Source organism: Flavobacterium lindanitolerans, assembly GCF_002846575.1.
Classification (GTDB): Bacteria; Bacteroidota; Bacteroidia; order Flavobacteriales; family Flavobacteriaceae; genus Flavobacterium; species Flavobacterium lindanitolerans.
The window spans coordinates 1-22,196 of the sequence record NZ_PJND01000010.1; the positions used below are offsets into that span (position 1 = coordinate 1).

Genomic DNA, 22,196 nt, shown 5'->3' on the forward strand with positions numbered 1-22,196 from the left:
GTAAAATCCATAGGGAATGGCGTGCCGGGATGCTGGGAAACGTAGTCGTCGATGTTAAGGTCTGCGGTGCTGCCTACCGTGGCCCCGCTGCCGTCGGTCCAGACATAGGTGCCCGATCCCGAAGGGGTGGCCTTAAGCCAAAGCGTCTGCCCGGTGCATTCCCTGGCTATCGAAACCTCGGGACCTTCGGAAACCGTTACCGTGAAGCTGCCACTACCGCCAAGGCTGCACGCTGCCGCGTTCCCGTCTATATCGTAGGTCACAAGGTAGGTGCCAGGGGTACTCTGCGATAGCGAGATCTCTCCAGTGCCCGTGTTGATGGACAGTCCGGCAGGCGCGCCGAAGCGACCTCCAGGGGTAAAGCCTGCCGAAAGGTTCGGCAACAGGTTAGCATCGTTCTGGCAGACCGGCGTGTCGTAGGTAAAGCCAACCGTTGGCGTCGTGCCTGCATTGACCGTGATAGTCGCGGTATGTTCATCCCCGTCGGTACATGTACCTATGTTTTGCGCCAAGGTATATTTAATCTGGTGTGTTCCTACAGTAGCTCCGGCCAGATTAATTTCTCCAGTTGTTGGATTTACCGTAATCGTAGCAGAAGTAAAAGTACCTCCCTGGGTGAATCCTGCCGGCAATACCGGTAAAGGATTCGTCCCTGAATTTGCACAAACATTCGTATAACTAAATGTTACTTGTGGAGTTTGCAAAGCATTGATTGTAACATTTTCGGTATGGATTCCACCTGAGTTACAACCTGATTGTTCAACCTTATACGTAATCGTATAAACTCCGGCCGGGCTGCTCCCCAAATTAATTTCTCCGGTTGTTGCATTAATAACCAAACCTCCGGTTGCCTCAAAAGTACCTCCCGTATAGAAGTCCTGAGCCAATGTAGGTAATGGATTTGTTCCTGCTTTGCAATAAGAAGGCTGGTAAGTAAATCCTGTTACCGGATTGATTCCATTTTCTAATACAATAGTTGCAGTAAATTGTCCATCATCAGTACAAGTTATGTTATCACCAACTAACGTATACGTAATTTGATGAGTGCCCGGAGTAACTCCAGCAAGGTTAATCTCTCCTGTTGTAGGGTTTATTGTAAGGGTATTAGAAGCAAATGACCCTCCGGAAGTAAATCCTGCTGGCAATACCGGCAAAGGATTCGTACCTGAATTTGTACAGGCATTAGTATAGCTAAATGCTACTTGCGGAGTTTGCAAAGCATTGATTGTAATGCTTTCTGTATGGGTTCCTCCTACATTACAGCCTGATTGCGTAACAGTATATGTAATATCATATTCTCCGGCCGGGCTATTCGCCAAATCAATTTCTCCGGTTGTTGCATTAATAATTAAACCTCCGGTTGCTTCAAAAGTACCTCCTGTGTAGAAGTCCTGAGCCAGTGTTGGCAATGGATTAACTTCAGCCTTACAATACGAAGTCTGATAAGCAAATCCTGTTACAGGCACAATATTCTGGTCTATCTGAATCTGGAAAGTCTGACTTCCTGCATTTATACATGCAGTTGCATTCGCGTCCAGATTATAGGTTATTGTATGAAGCCCGACAGTTGCCGTTGCCATATCTATTTCTCCAGTCTGTGCATTTACAGAAAGAGTCCCGGATGAAAATTCACCACCAGTAGTAAAGCCAGAAGGCAATTGCGGTAAAAGATTAGCATTGTTCGAACATACAGGAGTTTCGTAGGTAAAACCTACCGTTGGTGCCGTTCCTGAATTAATTGTGATGGTCACCTCATGGTTTCCGCCATCTATACATCCAACATTCCCTACAACATATTTTACCGTATAGGTTCCTGCTGTACTTGCACTTAGGTCAATTTCTCCTGTTGTCGTATCAATTCCTAGTCCGTTTGGCGTCGCCTCAAAAGTTCCTCCTATTGCAAAGCCAGGATTTTTTGTGATTACCGGATTCGTTCCTAAAGTACAGTAAGTACCATTATCATAACTGAAGCCTACTTCTGCAGTAGTTCTTTCATTTACTGTTACGGTTATTGCTACTCTAGGTCCTTCACAGCCGTTTACATCCACATTGCTTACGTAGTATGTTGTTGTTCCTACTGTAGTTGTTTCCAGAGTTGGAGCTGTTGTTGTTCCTGTTCCGCCTACTTCGTCTGTATACCATTTTAACGTATAGTTTTCTGTTGGTGTAGCTGCCAAAGGTTGTGCTACTGCGTTACGGCAGTATTCCACAGGAGTGACAACTGTTGGTACATCACTGAATCCGTTGTAAGTAACTGTTACGCTTTTCTCACAGTATCTTGTTTTCCATTTGAAAGTGTATACCCCTGGTGTATTGAATCCTGAAATTGCTGTGGATTTGCTGTTCGGACTCGCAATAATCACTTGTGCCGGGTTGTTTTCGTCAGCTACCCATGTTCCAACACCTTCTGCTTCAAGCTGCGTAGCTGTTTCATGGCATGCAAGTATAACAGGTTCTGTGTTTATGGCCGTATTGGCGACAATAGATACCGCATCCAAAAGATTACCTCCGGCATTGTCTTTCGATCTGAAAACAAAACGGGTTACGTTCTGTCCTGCAGGGACATTATAGGTTCCTTCATAGAAGTTCCATGTAAGTATACCCGGATGTTGTTCAAGCAATACGAATGGTCCCGAAGGTGGGCCTGCCAATAGTTCTAACGTAACGTTGCTGCCCCTTGTTGCATGGGCATAGCTGTATTTGAACTGTGTAATCTCTGAACTGTCAAGATCCTGATAGATACCTCTCACATTGTCAAGTGTGGTCGGTGCAGGGTCAGGGGAAAGCGTTTGAACGACCTGTCCTCCTTCATAAGGCATGTAGCCGTCAATTCCTGTTGCATTTCCAAAGAAAAATTCGTCGTAAAGCGATGATGCCGTGTCTTCTATGGCATTGGTTCTCCAACCCGGAACTATATTCTGTGGAATGAAGTTACCCAATCCAAAATCTGCTTCCGGTCTTTCAAAACTGCCGTTCACAATATCTAAATTACAAAGATCCTGTGGCGTAGTAATACACACATCAAACGTACAGATATTTGGAGCCGTATCGTTCAGGGTCATCCTTACCTTATAGGTAGCTCCCGGTTCTACTTCAGCCCTATACGACATTACAATGGCATTATTGTATGTACAGGCTAGCTGTTCTAAAGATGTTCCATTGACTTTGTATAGTGTCAGGGTAATTTTTGGTGCCACCACATCTGGTGTATAGCCTTGCTGGTACCTTCCTTTTGCAGAGAAGTTACCCAATTCCAATACGTGTACTTTTGAAGCGGCAACAAATTCAAACCAGATGTCTCCATTGTTAACTCCTGTACAGGCCATAGCTTCGGTTGAAGCCGTTGCTCCTATAAAGCTTGCTTTGGTAGCAGGCTGCTCACAGGATGTGCCTGCATTTACAGGTACCACCACTGCTTTGGAAGCATCGTCATTTCTAACAAATTTGTGAGGTCCCGACCAGTAGCTGGTGTTATTCGTGCCACAGACAGCCCTTACAAAGAATTCATAAGTTCCTGCTTTCAAATCTGCAAAATCAGAAGCCTGCGGCGTATAGGAATTAGTGCTTACAAGCGTTCCGGACTGTGGCAAGGTATTGTTATCCATTGGCTGTACGGCTACTTCCCATTGGGTTTCACTGCCTCCTGCCGTCCAGGAAAGTACTCCCGTAGAGTTTACCGTTAAGTTGGTTGGTTGCGGACAAGTAACCGGTCCGCATGTTGCTACTCCCGTATAAATTCTCGAGTCAGATAGTCCTATGCCTCCAATCCATACCTCATTTCCTGAGTCATCCTTAATTTGTACACGCGCAGTAGTAAACTGCCACTCATTTCCTGCATCATTCCATAACGAAAATTCCACTCCCGTACATAAGAATACCGTAAAATCTACCGGAGGAGGAACCTGACCAAAAGGTCCGGATGGAAAGACCATACTTTGGACTATTACTCCGTTCTGTACCAGATTTATTCCACCACCAACTCCTGATGAAGTACCGCCACTTAGGGTAATCGTATATTCACAAAGGTTTTCAAAACTGCATCTTGTAGTGAATTCAAATGGCCCTACCCATTCGCTGTCTTGTGAAGCGCTACAAACCGCCCTTACGTAATATTCGTATCGTATGGCAGGCGTAAGGCCCGTCACGGTGTATGGATTCGTTGTCGTATTGTGCAGGTATTGCGCATCGCCATCTCCAACAGGAGCAGGCAATTCTGCCGGCTGTACGTAAACGTCCCATGAAGTTTCTGTTCCGTTTGCATCCCATGAAATTTTGGCCGATGTATCGATAATATCAGTTACTGCAAGATTATTAGGAACAGGGCATGTTGGTATGTCTTCTATGACTACCTTATCTATCACTAATAATTGTCCTCTATAACCCCATGCATTAGGAGTTTTTTGTGGGATATGCCAAGCTATATTGATATCTCCTGTAACACCTGCAGGAAGGTTGATTACTTTTTCCTTCCATTCCGAATTGTTCAAAGGCGGTACACTTTCATAACTGACATCATATAATATAGTTGTGAATTGACTAAGTTCATTTCCGTTTGTAGACAATTTTACTGTAAGATCTTCCTTGAAATCTTCGCCCCAAAGTACCCTGTAGTAGTAGCGCAGGCGCTGGCCTGGCCTTACGGTTATGGTTGGTGAAATCAACCAGTCGTCATTATTACCGTTAGAACCCGTAAATATCATTGCCGCATGCTCCCCTTCGTATGGATTTAGCGTGTTATTCAGGTTCCATGCAAAAGTATCACTATTACGATTGACAACTCTCCAACATTCTTCTGATATGGATCCGGGATCGAATGTCTCAACAAACGGTGTCGTAAAGGCATTACATAATGTGGTGAATTTGAAAGGCCCTACCCATTGGCTCTGTTCTGAAGCACTGCAATAGGCTCTTACATAATATTCGTATTGTGTGTTTGGTTGTAGCATTGTCCCTGTAGCATAAGCCGTATTGGTGCTTGTCAGCTGGCCATTTCCGGTAGGGATTCCCGAACCTGCATTCTGTACCACGACCTGCCATTGGGTTTCCAGATATCCTTTGGTCCAGGACAGTACGGCCGAGGTTTGCGTAATATTAGCAGCCTTAAGTTCAGATGGATTCGGACATGCCGGAGCATCTTCAACCTTCACATCATCAATCTGTAAAACGGACGTACCTCCGGCTGTCGAAAAGGATGGCGGTACCCTAAAGGCAATATAAACCGGTCCGTTGGCATTGATATAAAGTGATTTCTCAATAAAATCGGTATTGGTAAAATCCATCAGCGGCATGATGACGCTGAAGCTTGCCGGATTCCTATCTGTAGTAGACATCAGGACTTCCACCCCAAATCTAGGATTTGGGAACATAGCTCCCAAAGCTGCTCTATATTTGAATTTTAAGGTTTTTGTCCCTACTACATTGATAGCAGGAGAAATGAGCCAGTCGTTGTAGGACGCTGTAGGAAAAGGAAAAGTCCTGCCCTGAATTGCCGCAAACGTAGGATCTAAACGCCAAGTAGTTCCATCAGCATTCGCATCCGTAATGGTCCAACATGATCTGTGATTGTTCACATCTGCAGTATCAAAATTCTCATGGAAAGGCGTATCAAAAACACCACAAACCGTTGTAAAATAGAATGGTCCTACCCAATTGCTCTGCTGTGTGGACGAGCAGTAGGCTCTTACATAATATTCGTATTGGGTGGCATGGGTTAGCTGGTCTGCTGTATATTGAGGTGTATTGACAAGCACTCCGCTTCCTGTTGGAATACCTGTATCCTTGCGCTGTACTACAACCTGCCATTGCGATTCCGTATCTCCTGCAGTCCATGACAATTGGGCTTGCGAGGTAGTAACATTGTTCGCCGCAAGTGCTAACGGGTCAGGACATGCCGGTTTGTCTTCAATAAACACATCGTCAATTGAGATTCTGGTTGCAGTATGCCCTGAGCCGGGAACGACAACCCATGCAATATTTACATTGCCTGTTATGTTCGCCGGAATATTGATTATTTTCTCTTGCCAGGCCGTATTCGTAATTGGTGTATCCGGAAGTAGTACTGTTGTAAAGTTATCTGCTCCTACACCTGTAGTCGAAATTTTAATTCCATAACTGGCAACTCCACTGGTCACCTGATGCTTGTATCGTAGTCGTTTCTGAGTTCCGTTGAAATTAATCTGTGGAGAAACAAACATATCATTATTATTATTTTGGAAGGTATTTGTCTGCATAGTAGCATAACCTGCCAAATAAGACCATCTTTGTCCATCTCTGTTCACATCAATAGCTGTCCAGCATGGTTCTGAAACTGTTGCCGATGTTCCATTAAATGCTGTAGAGTAAGGCGTATTAAAAACGGCACATTGTGTCGTAAATCGATACGGTATTCCCCATTCTCCTGTTGTAGCTCCACATACGGATCGAACATACAGGTCATACGATTGACCGGCTGCCAATCCTGTATTGATTAAATTATCAATATTGGTATTGGTAATTGTTCCGGGACCTGTTGGAACACCCGCTCCTGCAGGCTGTACCACATATTCCCATGAGCTTGCCAGATTGGCCACATTATCCCAGGAAAATGTAACACTATTCTGAAGTAGGTTTTTATAGGTGAATACACCCGGTGCCCCACAGCTTGAAAAACTCAATTCAAAATTAAAGCAGATACTTGTTGATGCGGCTAATGTTGACGAAATGACAATTATATAGGTATGACCTGCCTGAACATATAAATTAGTTATATATTTTGGCACACTCGTAGCTGTTGTATTTAATCCTGCAAGGCAACTCACCCCTACAGTACTACAATTGTCATAAACAAATACGCCAGTAATAGCATTACCAAAACATCCGGAACCCGGTGAAGACGGAAGCGTCATCTGTTTGATATTCAGCAATCCGTTTTGTGTAGGCGTATAAGAGAAAAAGGCTTTGGCTCCATTCAGAAAATTACCCGTAACCCCTGCTGGGAGACACCCCGAACCCTGAGTCGTATAGCTCGTCGGGTTGTCTGCAAAAAGGTTAAGGTTGCTCGACAGAACATAAGGTGTCGTAGTCACCGGAATTACGATTGGAGAAGCGCATGACAATCCCATTTTTTTTGTCCTGAATGGAAAGGGTCCTGCCCATTCGCTCGCCGTATCGGCATCACATACCGTTTTGATATATACGTCATAAGCGGTATCCGCATCAAGCGAACCCGCTGCATAAGAATTCTGTACGCTGATGCCCGTAGCTGCCGGTGCCGTTCCCTGCGTTACAACCTGAATCTGAAAATCAAATGCCGTTGGGTGTGTCCAGGCTAGGTTGGCACCACTTGACGTGATATTGTTTGCTGAAAAATTAGTCTGACTTACTTTCTGGCAGGATTCCATAACCCTGATGTTGTCCAGAAACCAGGCATCTCCGCTTGGCGACGCACCGGCTTGGGTGTTGATGACCACAAACGCGATATGGACATTCAGTCCGACTGGAATGTTTGAAGGGATAGGGACTATCTTTTCTTCATAGGCCGTCTGCGAACCCACATTAAGGTCTGCTTCTGTCCAGGACTTTAATATTACGGTATATCCTGCCGGGTCTGTCTGTCCTGCTGTAGACATCCTGATTTGGTAGATGGCCCCGTTATTGGCACTGGTTGCCTGTTTTGAATAAAAGCGGATTTCCCCATTCTGAGGAATCGGGACAATAGGCGTTGCCAGAAAATACTGTGCGGTATTTCCGGCACCAATGTTTTCTGCACCTGGATTCAGAAAGGCAGCACCGGTTCCTCTGTAACTGTCAGGAGAAATTCCCCAGTTCAGGGTTCCAACATTATTTCTAAAGGATGCCCATGTAGCGGGAATACCGCTTTCAAATGTTTCCAAAGCCATTTGCGCATGGGCGCTGATGGAAATGAAAAGCAAAAACAAGGGGATGACAATTCTTTTCCTGACACATTTATGTATCAGTCTGTCATGAATTGTTGAGAATCGATAAAAACAGGTCAGTAAGAGCCTGCCCATTATCGAAGCAAATGGTAATTCTTTTCTCATAAAGTCATACATTTTTCAGTTAGTGTTTCGTCATAAAAATAGAAACTACTACTAACCTTTTTTAAAGTATGCCTTTACTATTTACTGAAATTTGAAAATCTAAATATTATGTTAAAATATTAAAAATCAAACCATTACCTCTTAAATAAAACAAAAAAAATCAATTGGGTTTTTCTCTGTTATTTTGGAGATTTTCAATAATATCATTTAATTTTAATATATTTTTTTCACTTTTCTTAATTAATACATAGAAAAATATAACAACCACAATTATTAAGATTAAAGTTGTTAGGATGTAATAATTGTATTTAGAAATTTCCGTTTTAAGATTTTTATTTTGAGTTTTATAGCCTTCATTAATCAAGTTATTGATTGATTTTCTTTCGGACTCTTTTACCTTCAATTGAGTTTCCAAAAAGCGGGCATGAAATTTTTCATAATTGCTCCAATCATTCACCGCCAGGTAATTTTCCAAAAGACCATTATAAATACCTCGGTTTAAAACAAGATCGCCCACACTATTTGAAACAGCCAATGCTTCTTCTAGTTCTTTTATGGCGTCACGATATCTTCCTTCTAACGTATAAACTTCTGCCAAACCTTTTTGGGCAAATGCCTGAAGACTGCTGGCATGGATTCCTTTCGTAATTTCGATGGCTTCAAAAAAACTTTTCTTTGCCGATTCATAATCCGATAAAAGAATATAGCAATTGCCTTTATTATAAAGTGCAATACTTATGTTGGTCTTTACCATGGTATTATCTACTCTGGCGAGTTCTGCTATTCCTTTGTTAAAAAAATTGATTGCTATATCGCAGTTTAGTTTTTCCTTATAGATAAATCCTCTCACTATATGATTCCTTCCCAAATGATACATCACAGAGTCTTTTACAGGATAGGCCATACAGAGTTTTTCTGCCTCATTAAGGTATTGTATGGCTTCATCATATATTTTCATCTGCTGATATTGAATTCCCATTTTATTGGCAATCTTAATCTTTAGAATCGGGTCATCTATATGGTTGGAGAGCTTATTGGCCATGATGACATATTCCAGCGATTTTTGGTAGTCCCTTTTTACCGAATAAGCATCAGCAACAAGCATAAGCCCCCTAATTTTAATCTGGGCATCATCCTTAGCGTTGGCAATAATATACTTGCCCGCCTCTATTGCTTTTTCAGGCTTTTCATAAATTTCCATACCGCTGGCCCTGATAATGCTATCCGCCTTCTTCATGGATTGCGCAAAAGAGGCATTGCCGAAGAGCATGACAAAACCTAAAAAAGCTGAGAAAAAATAGCGATTATACTGCATGGCTGTTCACTTTTTCTTGTTTAAGGGCTTCCGTTTCTTCTTTCAGCAGGTCAATAAATGTACCCGGCGCAATTCCTGTTATCGATTTGAAAACCGTAGCAAAGCTGCTATGGGATGAAAAACCGCTCTTTTCAGCCAGATAGCTGATTTTATAGTGCATATAATTCGGGTCTTCTTTCAATTTCCCTATAATAAAGGTAATACGCAGTTTGTTGATATAGGTATTAAAATTATCCTGATAATGCTTGTTTATTATTTCAGACAGGTATTTTGTATTGGTATCAAATTGCCCTGCCAAGACTGCCAGCGACATTTCTTTATTGGTAAATCGGGTCGAGTTTTCAAAACGTTTCAATTTGGCAAGTATCACCTGTTCTGTTTCTGCCGGAATTGCTATTTTTTTATGGGTTTCCCGTTTTTCAGGTTGTAACCTTACAGGATTATTGGTTCTTATTTCCAGATAGCTGATAATTTCTTTCAAACGTTTTTTCTTCAGGTAATTTTTCAGCCAAAGCAAAAAACCCGCAACCAACACAAAAAACAATACCCCAACAGCCACATAAAAATAATCGGCATAACGCGTTTTTGCTTTCTGGAAATCGGCCTCCTGTTCCTGGCTGATTAAATTATACGCTGAATTAACCGCATCCTGCTCTGATTCTTCAACCGTATCATAGGCTTTAAGAAACTTATTATCAAACAATTGGTAGTTTTTCTTGTCGTTCAAGGCAAGATAATTGATTCCCAACTGCTTGTTGATTACTTTTAAAAGCGCTTCATTTTTAAGTTGGGTTGCCATTTTCATAGATACCAGTAAAGTATCAATAGCTCTGGTATGTTGCTTTTCATGAAAATAGACGGCACTTAACTCATTTAAAAGTGCTATTTCATTGAGGAAATCAAAATTTTTCTGGTTTTTGGTGAGTTTTTGCGCCTTTGCCAAATAATAATTTGCAGAGTCAATTTTTGCAAGACCAACTAATGCTCTGGCTTTGGTAATATAAAATTCTTGACGGAGCAAGGCATTTTTGCTAAAAGCAGGTTCATATTTTTTATCCGCTTTTTGTAATAGCTCAAAAGCCTTTTGGTAATTCTGCCTGTCCAGATACATGCCCGAATTACCGATTAAGATTTTGGCTTCAAAGAAGTTCTGGTCTTCTTTCGATTTGAGTTCCGAAATTTTAGCGGCCGCATCTTCAAGGCATCTTTTTGACTGATTGTCCAAATATATAGCCCTGAAAAGCTGTGATTTGAGAAGCAGAATTTTTATTTTTTCTTCCTCTTTAGCACCATCGGCAAACTTTCCTGCCTCAAAAACATTAATAACAGAATTATTGTAATCGCCTTTTGCCCAATAACTTTCTGCCAGCAACAGGTAAAATTTTGTTTTCTGAGTATCTGACGGATTATTCTTTAGCAAATATTGGCCGATTTTTACTGCTTCATCAGGATTTGAGCGTACAAGCTCATAGGCCTTGACCAGCAGTGACTCGTTGGGAGTTGCAGATTGCCCATAAGCAGGGCTTTTCAATAAGCAAACTGCCATGAGAATTAACCAACATATATAATGGCGACAGGGTTTCATTTTTTTGGTAATTCTAAATTATGGTTTTCCGTAAAAAACTGTTTTTACAAATATATCCCCTTTTCTTGTATTTTAAGAAATATACCTACAGAATAATACATTTCCCGTGAAATTAATATAAAAAAACCGCCAGAGTGTCTGGCGGTTTTCCTTAATCTTTTCTCCATTTTTTAGTTTCCTCAAAAACATGTTCCAATATGCGGGCCTCCTTTTCGTCAAATTCGACATTTCTTCTGGACATGACTATTCTGGCAGTTTCAAAAGCCTTTTTGGTGACATAGGTTGTAAATCCTGCGGCACCGCCCCATGAAAAACTTGGCACAAAATTACGAGGGAATCCGCTTCCGAAAATATTCGTACTAACTCCTACTACTGTTCCGGTATTAAACATAGTGTTGATACCACATTTGCTATGGTCTCCCATCATCAAACCGCAAAATTGCAGGCCGGTTTTAGCAAAACTTTCGGTTTCATAGCTCCACAATTTCACTTCTTCATAATTATTTTTCAGGTTTGAATTATTACTGTCAGCTCCAATATTACACCATTCACCCAAAACGGAATTTCCTAAAAACCCGTCGTGCCCTTTATTGGAATAGGCAAAAAGTACAGAATTACTAACCTCTCCTCCTACTCTTGAAAAAGGACCAACTGTTGTAGCACCATATATTTTAGCCGCCAGTTTTACCTGTGCTCCTTCACAAAGTGCAAAAGGTCCCCTGATTACGGAACCTTCCATAATTTCAGAATTTTTCCCAATATAAATAGGACCTGTTGAAGCATTCAGGGTTACGAATTCCAGCTTAGCGCCTTCTTCAATAAAAATATTTTCGGGAGCAATGACATTGACACTTTTAGGAATTGGTTGTGAAACCCTGTCTTCTGTCAAAAGCTCAAAATCTTCACGGAGGGCTGCATCATTTTTTTGAAAAATATCCCATGTATGTTCAATTGTAATACAATCGTCGTTGTATTCCAGAATTTCATAGTTTTCGAAATCGACTTCTTCCTGGCTTTCTTCAGAGAAAAAAGCAATTACTTCTTCTCCTTTGAAAATAGCCTGATTTTTCTCCAGTGACTTCACCATTTCAGCCAATACTTCATTAGGTAAAAAAGAAGCATTAATCATAATATTTTCAGGCATTTCTACCATGGGAAATTTTTCCATAAGGTATTCTTCCGTCAGGCTCGTGGTTGTATAACCAAGATATTTTTCCCACTTTTCGCGGATAGTAAGAATCCCCACACGAATATCTGCCACTGGTCTGGTAAATGTAAAAGGTAATAAGGCATTCCGGACGGTTCCGTCAAAAAGTATATAGTTCATCTTGTTTAGTTTATAATTGATAGTTGATAGTTTTGGATTGTGGATTTATGATTTTAGATTTTAGATTTAGGCTTTGGACTTTAGACTTTGGACTTTAGACTTTAGATTTATGATTTTGACCTAGAAATTCAAAACCTCAAAACCTCAGAACCTCAGAACCTCAGAACCTCAGAACCTCAGAACCTCAGAACCTTAGAACCTTAGAACCTTAGAACCTTAATCATCCCAAAGTTACAAAGTAAAAGTATAAAAAGAATACCTTCCAAATAAAAAAGCCCTCCAAAATCTGGAAGGCTTTTCTGTTATCTTGAACCTGCAAAAATTATTTTGCGTGTTTAGCGTATTTCGTTTTGAATTTGTCGATACGTCCTGCAGTATCAATCAATTTAGACTTACCTGTGTAGAAAGGGTGAGATGTTCTTGAAATCTCCATTTTTACAACCGGATATTCAACTCCTTCGTGAATGATTGTTTCTTTTGTTTCTGCTGTAGATTTAGTAATGAAAACATCGTCGTTTGACATGTCTTTGAAAGCAACTAATCTGTAATTCTCTGGGTGAATTCCTTTTTTCATCTTATTTGATTTTTTATTCAATTGGCTATAAGCTGTTCTGAAGCTTTTCGTATTGAAAAGGTATAAACCTCCTATAACTTTTTAATTTTTAAACTTTTATTGTTTTGAGTCTGCAAATTTACAATTATTTTTTAATTTGCAAATCTTTATTGCTCTTTTTTTTCCGGCATTCCACATTGATTTTTATCCCACTGTAATTACGGATTTCTTATATTTGTAGATTAATTCTTAAAAACAGATAAAATGAGCGAAATTACATCTCCTGCCAAGTCAGCAGTTCAATACGGAGTATTTTTTGGAGTAATTATGGTTTTAGAATTTGTCATCCTGTACATAATCGGGATAGATACTATAACAAATCCAGCGGTCGGGATTGTAATCAACCTGCTTAATTTTTTCGTATTGCCTATTCTGTTCATTACTCTTGCCTGCAATAATTTCAAGAAAAACATAAACAACGGAGTTATTTCTTTTAGCCAATGTCTAAAAGCCGGAGTAACAACTGCTTTCATTGCAGCATTAATTTATGCCATTTTTACGGTTATCTTTAATCTTATTTTTCCGGAATTCACACAGGAAATGCTGGAAAAGACAAGAACAATGATGACAGAAACAAATCCAAACATGTCACAAGAACAGCTGGATATGGCTTTATCATGGTCAGAAAAATTCTCAAGCCCATTTATAGTGGTTCCTTTTACATTGGCCTTTTATTCTTTTGTAGGGTTTATATATTCACTAATTATTGGTGCCATTTTAAAAAACGATAGACCACAAGGTTATTAATAAATGAATCTATCCATTATTATACCTCTTCTCAACGAAGAAGAGTCCTTAAAAGAATTACAGCAGTGGATTGAAAAAGTCATGACTGCCAATAATTTTTCCTATGAAGTCATATTCATAGATGATGGCAGTACCGATAATTCCTGGTCAATTATTGAAGGACTGTCACAACAAAATCCAAACATAAAGGGAATCCGTTTTTTGAGAAACTACGGAAAATCTCAGGCATTGCATGCCGGCTTTGCCAAAGCTCAGGGCGATGTTATCATAACTATGGATGCCGATTTGCAAGACAGTCCGGATGAAATTCCGGAATTGTACTCCATGATTGTTAATCAGAAATACGACCTGGTTTCAGGCTGGAAGAAAAAACGCTTTGACTCAGTCGTATCTAAAAACCTACCGTCAAAATTATTCAATTGGGCCGCACGGAAAACTTCCGGAGTTCAGCTAAACGATTTTAATTGCGGGTTAAAGGCCTACAAAAATATAGTTGTCAAAAACATAGAGGTCTCCGGCGAAATGCACCGCTATATCCCGGTATTGGCGAAAAACGCCGGGTTTGCGAAAATTGGAGAGAAAATCGTAGTACACCAGGCCCGAAAATATGGCTCTACAAAATTTGGAATGGAGCGGTTCATTAACGGTTTCCTGGATTTGATTACCATCTGGTTTCTTTCCCGATTTGGAAAAAGACCAATGCACCTGTTTGGCGCCTGGGGCGTCCTGATGTTTATCATCGGGTTCTTATCTGCCGGCTACATCGGATTCATGAAGCTTTACAGATTATATGACAAACAGACCACCATATTAGTCACAGACAATCCGTGGTTTTATATCGCCCTGACGACCATGATTATAGGAACCCAGTTGTTCCTTGCCGGTTTTTTGGGAGAAATCATCCTCAGAACTAAAAATAACGAAGAACGATATAAAGTTTCTAAAGAAATAAATCTTTAAATTTAAAGTTCAATTTAAATTTTAAATCCGAAATGCACATCGAACAAAATATATTAGACAAAGTAAATGTTTGGCTATCGCCAATTTTTGACGAAAAGACACATAAGGAAATTACCGAAATGATGACTTCTTCCCCAAAAGAACTGGAAGAAAGTTTCTATAAGAATCTCGAATTCGGAACCGGAGGCATGAGAGGAATTATGGGCGTGGGAACCAATCGTATCAACAAATACACACTTGGAAAAAACACTCAGGGAATTTCGGATTACATGAAAAAAGTATTCCCTAATGAACAACTGAAAGTAGCCATTGCTTACGATTGCCGCCACAACAGCGACACGCTTGCAAAAGTTGTAGCCGATGTTTTTTCTGCTAACGGAATCAAAGTATACCTGTTTTCAGAATTACGCCCTACGCCTGAATTGTCTTTCGCTGTAAAACACCTGAAATGTCATGCCGGTATTGTCCTTACGGCTTCTCATAACCCGCCTGAATACAACGGCTACAAAGTATACTGGCAGGACGGCGGCCAATTGGTTCCGCCTCAGGATGTTGAAATCATACAGGTTATTGAAGATCTGGGTTATGACCAGATTAATTTCCAGGCTAACGAAAAGCTGATTGAATATGTCGATAAAAAAATTGACGAGGCTTTTATCAATTCAACCATTGAAAATGCCAGTTTCAATACGCCTGCCGAAGCTAAAAAGAACCTGAATGTTGTCTATACTTCATTACACGGAACTTCCATAAAATTGATTCCTGAAGTTTTATCAAAAGCAGGCTATACCAATGTCAATATTGTTCCGGAACAGGCCGTTCCAGACGGAAACTTCCCTACCGTAAAGTCTCCAAACCCGGAAGAACCGGAGGCGTTGACCATGGCTTTGGCTTTGGCTGACAAGCTGAATGCTGATATTGTTGTGGGAACCGACCCTGATTCTGATCGCCTTGGCGTTGCTGTTCGTGACAATGATGGCAAAATGGTTCTTTTGAACGGAAACCAGACTATGGTACTGATGACTGCCTATCTGTTACAACAATGGGAAAAGGCAGGTAAGATTACCGGAAAAGAATTTATTGGCTCTACTATTGTTTCTACTCCAATGATGCTGGAACTGGCTTCTGCCTATAATGTAGAATGCAAAGTAGGATTAACCGGATTCAAATGGATCGCCAAAATGATTAAGGACTTCCCGAACCAGAAATTTATTGGTGGCGGTGAAGAAAGCTTCGGATTTATGGTGGGCGATGCAGTTCGTGATAAAGATGCTGTTGCAGCCACATTATTGGTTTGCGAAATTGCAGCACAGGCAAAAGCCAATGGAAGTTCACTTTATAAAGAATTACTAAACCTGTATGTAGACTTCGGGTTTTATAAAGAATACCTGATTTCCATCACCAAAAAAGGAATTGAAGGTGCGGCAGAAATCCAGACCATGATGTTTGAATTACGACAAAATCCTTTAAAAGAAATCAACGGCCAAAGAGTGCTGATGGTTGAAGATTACCAGAATTCGACCGCATTAAATTTATTTACGGGCGAAACCGAAGAATTAAAAGTCCCGAAATCAAACGTTTTGATTTACTATCTGGAAGACGGAACAAAAATATGTGCCAGACCAAGCGGTACGGAGCCTAAAATAAAATTCTATTTCAGCGTAAACGAGCCTTTGGATGCTGTTGAACACGCCAAAGAAGTCGAAAAAAATCTTGACCAAAAAATAAAAAATATTGTTGCTGAAATGCAATTGCAATAATTTCAAGCAAATCCAATTCGATGAGCAATTTTAAAAAAATAATTCCCTTTGTCCTGCCCTATAAAAAATATGCCTATCTGAACATATTTTTTAATATTCTATACGCCCTTTTCAGCACACTGTCATTTATCTCACTGATTCCGATGATGCAGGTGCTTTTTGACCAGACAAAGAGAAATACAACCAAGCCGGAATTTGAAAGCATTTTCAAAATAACCGATTACCTTGAAAGCTACATGAGCTATAAAATCACGACATTGACAGACAATCATGGCGTGCAGACTACGCTTGCTTTTATGGTAGCAATTATCATCTCCATATTTCTGCTGAAAAACCTGTTTGATTATCTGGCCATGTTTTTCATCACTTTCCTAAGAAACGGGATTTTAAAGGACATCAGGAATGCCATGTATAAAAAAACACTTGAACTGCCACTTTCTTTTTTCTCCGAAAAACGTAAAGGAGACGTAATTTCAAGAATTTCGGGCGATGTTTATGAAGTACAGACTTCTTTCCTATCCATATTGGAACTCATCGTTAAAGAACCTCTTACGATAGTTTTTACGATTGTGGCCATGTTCACAATAAGCACCAAGCTTACAATATTCGTATTTGTTTTCATCCCTATTTCAGGCTATATCATTTCAATTATTGGTAAACAGCTCAAGAAAAAATCTACCCGTGCACAGGAAGAACAAGGCGTGTTTCTTTCTACGGTAGAAGAAACATTAGGAGGATTAAAAGTCGTGAAAGGCTATAATGCAGAGAAATACTTTAATAATGTTTTTCAGAAATCAACTTCCCGGTTTTTTAATCTGTCCAACAATATTGGTAACAGGCAAAATCTGGCATCTCCTGTAAGTGAATTTATGGGGATTACAGTAATTGCCGTTTTGTTATGGTATGGCGGAAACATGGTGCTTATTGACAAAACATTAGAAGGCGCAGCTTTTATTGCTTATATGGGATTGGCATACAACATCCTTACACCTGCAAAAGCCATTTCTAAAGCTTCCTACAGCATCAAACGAGGAAACGCGGCAGCAGAACGTGTTATGGAAATCCTGGAACAGGAAAATACAATTACGGACATTCCGAATGCTGTAGAAAAAGAATCCTTTGAAGAACATATCGATATAAAAAATATCAACTTCAGGTATGAAGAAGAAAACGTTCTGAAAAACTTTTCTTTAGAGGTACAAAAAGGGCAAACCGTAGCTTTGGTCGGGCAATCCGGCAGCGGAAAAAGTACGATTGCCAATCTTCTGACACGTTTCTATGATGTTCAGGAAGGTGAAATAAAAATTGATGACACCAACATCAAAGATTTAAAATTAAATTCTTTAAGAGGCCTGATGGGCCTGGTGACTCAGGACAGCATCTTATTTAACGATACTATAAAAAACAACATCCTGTTAGGCAAACAGGACGCTACTGATGAGGAAATCATCACCGCCCTGAAAATTGCCAACGCCTACGAATTCGTAAAAGACCTGCCAAACGGCATCAATACAAACGTGGGAGACAGCGGTAACAAATTGTCTGGCGGACAAAAACAACGATTGAGCATAGCACGTGCTGTCCTGAAAAATCCGCCAATCATGATTCTGGACGAAGCAACTTCTGCTTTGGATACGGAAAGCGAAAGACTGGTTCAGGTAGCCCTGGAAAATATGATGCAGAACAGGACATCGATTGTTATTGCCCATAGATTGTCAACCATCCAAAAAGCAGACAAAATTGTGGTAATGCAAAAAGGTGAAATCGTAGAACAGGGAAACCATGACGAACTGCTTGCCAGAAACGGAGTGTATAAAAAACTCGTAATGATGCAATCATTCGAATAAAAAGCCAAACATGTATCAGAACAATCCAAATATCAGTCTTCCGGAAAATCTCGACACCGTAGTCTGGAAATATTTGGATTTGTCAAAATTCCTCGACCTTCTTTTATCGAGAAAGCTCTTCATGTCGCGGTCGGATAAATTTGAAGACCAGTATGAAGGTACATTCAGCGAACCAACTTTTGAAGAAATCCGGAAGATTTCAGAGAACAATCCGGAGTTTTTGGATGCCTACAAAACACAGCGAAAGAATGTCGTCATTAGCAGCTGGCATATCAATGAATACGAGTCTTTTGCCATGTGGCAGATTTTCACCCAAAACAGTGAAGGACTTGCAATACAATCTACTATTCGAAGAATACAGGAATCTTTGGATTTAGAGAAACAATATGTTCAGCATATCGGGGAAGTCAATTACATTGATTATAAAAAAGAATACATTCCTTTTAACGATGACTTCTTCCCTTTTCTTTTCAAGCGAAAAAGTTTCCAATACGAAAGAGAAGTTCGGATTATTTCCAATCTTTCTTCCCACAACCTGACTATAAATGAAGGTGTAAAGATTGATGTGGACATCAATAAAATGATTGAAAAGATATACATTCACCCGAAGTCCGAAAACTGGTACAAAAATCTTGTCATCCAATTAGTAGGCCAGCTTGGCTTTGATTTTACTATCGAAAAATCCGATTTGGAAAGCGACATATTAATCTAAAAAAAATCCCCGGACAATGCCGGGGATTTTTTTAGGCTCCGTTTCCGTTTCCTATCGGGTCATATTTTTCCGTTTTCCAGTCCGGAGAAAGCAGCTCTACATAATAGTAATGCACTGCATCGTTCTTATCAAAGGCTCCGTTCTTATTAATATCTTCAATGGTTCTGTAATAAAGCCTGTTTTGGGCTTCAACTATATTCCAATCAATCAGTTCCTGGTAATCTTCAGAAAGTTTCTGGAAATGCTTGCCGTTAATTTCGCTGATGTAAAGACATTTGATATCGTTTGCATCTAATTTCCCGTCCTTATTCGTATCCATATCTACCAATGAATACACCAGAATCTGCTTTTTGGTTTTATCAGAAATCGTGTTCAGGAAAGTCACGGTCTGCATCTGTATTTTTTTATCCGTTAGCGGTTTCAGCGCTGTAGAATCGATATGCTGGAATTTCAGGTTTTCAAAATATCCCGTAAGCTCAAACCTATTGTAATTGGAAATGGCATAGCTCACTGAATTGGTCTTGCTTGAACCATACGTCCTTGAGTTCCCGTCATACACTCGCACATCGCCAATAGCATGAATAAGGTATTTTGTGCCCTCCATGTGAATTGGAAGGTCGGCAATTTTTATTTGCGAAGAATCCGGCTTGGTCACCACTTTTTCCGGCTTTGAGTCATAAATTACCTTTGGAGTTTCCTCCTTTTCTTTACAACTGGCCAAACAGGCCACTGCCGCTACGAGTATATAGGTTTGAAATTTTCTCATTTCATCAGCTTAAAAGTCATTCAAATATAAAGATAAAACTTCAGAATTTCAATTTATAATCTTGCAGTAAGCTTAACATTGAAAACCCTCGTTGTCATATAGTTCGGAATTCCGTACTGAACTTTAGTATAAACATCTCTCACCCAGGTATTTGTTATCGCATTTTGGTTATTAAACATGTTGAATATTTCAAAACCAAGCGACAAATCCTTAAAGCGTTTCAACCAGTGCCCGTCAGGTCTTAACTCATTTTTTTCTGTGAAAACATAAGAAAATCCTACGTCTGCCCTGCGGTAATCACGAAGGCGGCTCTGGTATATATACGGGTCAGCATACGAAGGTGAACCGCCCGGCAGACCTGTGTTGTACACCAAATTCAGATATAACTTCAGGTTAGGAATATTTTTAACATAATCCTGGAACAGTATCCCAAACTTCAATCTCTGGTCTGTTGGCCTGGCAATATAACCCCGGTTGTTGATGTTTTCTTCCGTTTTCATATACCCAAAACTGAACCAGGATTCTGTGCCCGGAACAAACTCTCCATTCAATCGGGCATCAAAACCGGCTGCATAGGCTTTGGCATCATTGTTTGCACTATAACGAATCCTTACGTTATCAAGTGTATAGGTATTTACATCCGACATTGATTTATAATAGGCCTCCGTAACCAATTTAAACGGTCGTTGCCACATCTGAAAGCTATAGTCGTTGCTCAATACAACATGGATGGACTGCTGTGCCTTAACGTCCGGATTTACTTTTCCGTCAGCACCACGAAGTTCTCTGTAAAATGGCGGCTGGTGATACAACCCTCCGGAAAGACGGAACACCATATCGCTATCCCAATCCGGCTTGATGGCAAACTGACCTCTAGGACTGAAAGTTGTTTGGTTTTTTCCATCCAGATTATCACCAGACACTTGCCAGTTATGGGCTCTTACCCCGAAATTATACCATACATCATGGCTTCCGATAAGGCTCTTTTTGCTCCATTGTACATATCCGGAAAGCCTGTCGATTTTTGTAAAGTTCAATGCCCTTACGTTTTGATATGGAACCAATGGACCTGTATACGGAGTATAAGGCTGGTCACGGATTGGCAGGTCAATAACCGGCGGATTTAATGAAAATCCTGCCGAGTCAATCACTTCCCATTCTACTATTCTGTCACGAATGTCTTCACGGGTATATTTGAAACCCCACTCTATTTTATTTTCTTTGATATTGTGAAATCCTTTTACTTCTGCATTCACAATCAGGGCATCCAGATCATTTCTGGCATGGTTTAACTGCGAACCTATTTCCTGCGTATATACGATATTTCCAAGACTTCCGGAACCAATGTTAGTATCCAATTCTCCAAAGCTGTAATCAGCCTTAATATCAAAATATTCCTGCTCCTGTGTCAGATAGGCCGATGCGATAAATTTCAACGTAAAATCTTCGCTTGCCTTGTAGGTCGTTTTTAAAGCCCCGAAATAGGTTTCATATCTGTCCTTTTCCTGTCCTTCATAAAAAACCAGCAATGCTTTCGGGTCATCAATCGTTCCGAAATTGGTCTGTCTCGTCAGGGGTTCATAGTTATAACGGTTCTGCGAGATATTTCCAAGAAAACTCCATTCCCATTTGTTATTTGGGTTGAATGTGACATTGGTTTGTATATCGGCAAAAGTAGGCCTGAAATTCGTTTCTGTTTCCTGGCTGTTTACCAAAAGGCTGTTGTCTCTGTATCGCACTCCGGTAATGGCAGCCCATTTTTGGTTTTTAGATGTCGTTTCCACCATTAAACTTCCACCCAATAAACTTGCTTCAAGAGAAGCTCCAAAACTTTTTGGTCTTCTGTAGGTAATATCCAATACAGAAGATAATTTATCTCCATACTTGGCCTGAAATCCTCCGGCAGAAAAGTCAACATTCTGAATCATGTCGGTATTCGTAAAACTCAAACCTTCCTGCTGACCTGAACGTATCAAAAACGGACGGTACACTTCCACTTCATTTACATACACCAGGTTTTCATCATAGTTACCTCCTCTTACGTTGTAGCCACTACTCAAATCGCTGTTGTTGTTTACTCCGGGAAGTGTTTTCAAAAGGTTTTCCACACCTGCGTTGGCACCGGGAATTAATTTGATGTCTCTTGGAGAAATATTGGTAATTCCTTCAATTCTTTTTCGGTTATCATAGATTTCAACAACACCAATCATTTCGATTTTTTTGCTCAATACCGGATTGAATTCAAAATCTTCATTAGGCTTCAGCTCAATATCCAAAGAGGCACTTTTGTTTGAAAGGTGGGAGAAAATAATTGTGATTTTTTGATTGGCCGGGACGGTCAGAATATAAAATCCATTTTTATTAGAAGTAGCAGATGTATTCTTATAGCTGATATCCGCATCCTCAACCGGTTGGTTGTTTTCATCTAAAATAACACCCTTAATTCTGGCAGTTTGTGCAAATGCGGCGACGCTTATAAAGAAAAAAAGAACTGCAGCTAAATTTTTTGTTTTCAAATTATACTT

Annotated in this window: 12 protein-coding genes; 5 read left to right on the top strand and 7 right to left on the bottom strand. The window is 40.2% G+C overall.

The features are described 5' to 3' along the window. The 5 genes from B0G92_RS14160 to B0G92_RS14180 all read right to left on the bottom strand — a co-directional run. The coding region (locus B0G92_RS14160) for a choice-of-anchor J domain-containing protein (RefSeq protein ID WP_180326454.1) at window positions 1-8,039 on the bottom strand (8,039 nt) is incomplete at its 3' end. A gap of 160 nt (window positions 8,040-8,199) precedes the next feature. Then, entirely contained in the window at window positions 8,200-9,276 is a 1,077-nt protein-coding gene (locus B0G92_RS14165; RefSeq protein ID WP_180326455.1) for a tetratricopeptide repeat protein, read from the bottom strand. 67 nt (window positions 9,277-9,343) lie between these two features. Further along, a complete protein-coding gene (locus B0G92_RS14170; protein WP_180326456.1) occupies window positions 9,344-10,900 on the bottom strand; it encodes a helix-turn-helix domain-containing protein in 1,557 nt (518 codons plus the stop codon). A 190-nt stretch (window positions 10,901-11,090) separates the two neighbouring features. Further along, window positions 11,091-12,266, bottom strand: coding sequence for a GlmU family protein (locus tag B0G92_RS14175; protein ID WP_101472724.1), 1,176 nt, complete (start codon window positions 12,264-12,266; stop codon window positions 11,091-11,093). Window positions 12,267-12,588: 322 nt separating this feature from the next. Continuing rightward, window positions 12,589-12,840 (bottom strand): type B 50S ribosomal protein L31, encoded by a 252-nt coding sequence (locus tag B0G92_RS14180; protein WP_056069064.1) that lies wholly within the window; start codon window positions 12,838-12,840, stop codon window positions 12,589-12,591. A 243-nt stretch (window positions 12,841-13,083) separates the two neighbouring features. Between B0G92_RS14180 and B0G92_RS14185 the strand changes: the two genes are divergently transcribed. The 5 genes from B0G92_RS14185 to B0G92_RS14205 are packed head-to-tail and all read left to right on the top strand — an operon-like array spanning window position 13,084 to window position 18,905. Next, window positions 13,084-13,626, top strand: coding sequence for a DUF4199 domain-containing protein (locus tag B0G92_RS14185; RefSeq protein WP_101472725.1), 543 nt, complete (start codon window positions 13,084-13,086; stop codon window positions 13,624-13,626). Between the two features lie 3 nt (window positions 13,627-13,629). Then, a complete protein-coding gene (locus tag B0G92_RS14190; protein WP_101472726.1) occupies window positions 13,630-14,586 on the top strand; it encodes a glycosyltransferase family 2 protein in 957 nt (318 codons plus the stop codon). Window positions 14,587-14,618: 32 nt separating this feature from the next. Continuing rightward, window positions 14,619-16,346 carry a phospho-sugar mutase gene (locus tag B0G92_RS14195; protein WP_101472727.1) on the top strand — a complete coding sequence of 576 codons (1,728 nt, stop codon included), beginning with the start codon at window positions 14,619-14,621 and terminating at the stop codon, window positions 16,344-16,346. A gap of 20 nt (window positions 16,347-16,366) precedes the next feature. Beyond that, window positions 16,367-18,193 (top strand): ABC transporter ATP-binding protein, encoded by a 1,827-nt coding sequence (locus B0G92_RS14200; protein ID WP_056068505.1) that lies wholly within the window; start codon window positions 16,367-16,369, stop codon window positions 18,191-18,193. A gap of 10 nt (window positions 18,194-18,203) precedes the next feature. Beyond that, window positions 18,204-18,905 (top strand): hypothetical protein, encoded by a 702-nt coding sequence (locus B0G92_RS14205; RefSeq protein ID WP_101472728.1) that lies wholly within the window; start codon window positions 18,204-18,206, stop codon window positions 18,903-18,905. 31 nt (window positions 18,906-18,936) lie between these two features. Here the strand turns inward: B0G92_RS14205 and B0G92_RS14210 are convergent, their stop codons facing one another. Next, on the bottom strand, window positions 18,937-19,671 hold the full coding sequence (locus B0G92_RS14210) for a hypothetical protein (RefSeq protein ID WP_056068509.1): 735 nt from the start codon (window positions 19,669-19,671) through the stop codon (window positions 18,937-18,939). Window positions 19,672-19,724: 53 nt separating this feature from the next. Continuing rightward, window positions 19,725-22,187 carry a TonB-dependent receptor gene (locus B0G92_RS14215; RefSeq protein WP_101472729.1) on the bottom strand — a complete coding sequence of 821 codons (2,463 nt, stop codon included), beginning with the start codon at window positions 22,185-22,187 and terminating at the stop codon, window positions 19,725-19,727. Window positions 22,188-22,196: the final 9 nt, after the last annotated feature.

What these genes read in the sequence shown, in the direction of transcription:
- B0G92_RS14165 (WP_180326455.1), bottom strand. Translation starts at nt 9,276, where the DNA reads ATGAAGAAGGCGGATAGCATTATCAGGGCCAGCGGTATGGAAATTTAT.
- B0G92_RS14170 (WP_180326456.1), bottom strand. Translation starts at nt 10,900, where the DNA reads ATGGCAGTTTGCTTATTGAAAAGCCCTGCTTATGGGCAATCTGCAACT.
- B0G92_RS14175 (WP_101472724.1), bottom strand. Translation starts at nt 12,266, where the DNA reads ATGAACTATATACTTTTTGACGGAACCGTCCGGAATGCCTTATTACCT.
- B0G92_RS14180 (WP_056069064.1), bottom strand. Translation starts at nt 12,840, where the DNA reads ATGAAAAAAGGAATTCACCCAGAGAATTACAGATTAGTTGCTTTCAAA.
- B0G92_RS14185 (WP_101472725.1), top strand. Translation starts at nt 13,084, where the DNA reads ATGAGCGAAATTACATCTCCTGCCAAGTCAGCAGTTCAATACGGAGTA.
- B0G92_RS14190 (WP_101472726.1), top strand. Translation starts at nt 13,630, where the DNA reads ATGAATCTATCCATTATTATACCTCTTCTCAACGAAGAAGAGTCCTTA.
- B0G92_RS14195 (WP_101472727.1), top strand. Translation starts at nt 14,619, where the DNA reads ATGCACATCGAACAAAATATATTAGACAAAGTAAATGTTTGGCTATCG.
- B0G92_RS14200 (WP_056068505.1), top strand. Translation starts at nt 16,367, where the DNA reads ATGAGCAATTTTAAAAAAATAATTCCCTTTGTCCTGCCCTATAAAAAA.
- B0G92_RS14205 (WP_101472728.1), top strand. Translation starts at nt 18,204, where the DNA reads ATGTATCAGAACAATCCAAATATCAGTCTTCCGGAAAATCTCGACACC.
- B0G92_RS14210 (WP_056068509.1), bottom strand. Translation starts at nt 19,671, where the DNA reads ATGAGAAAATTTCAAACCTATATACTCGTAGCGGCAGTGGCCTGTTTG.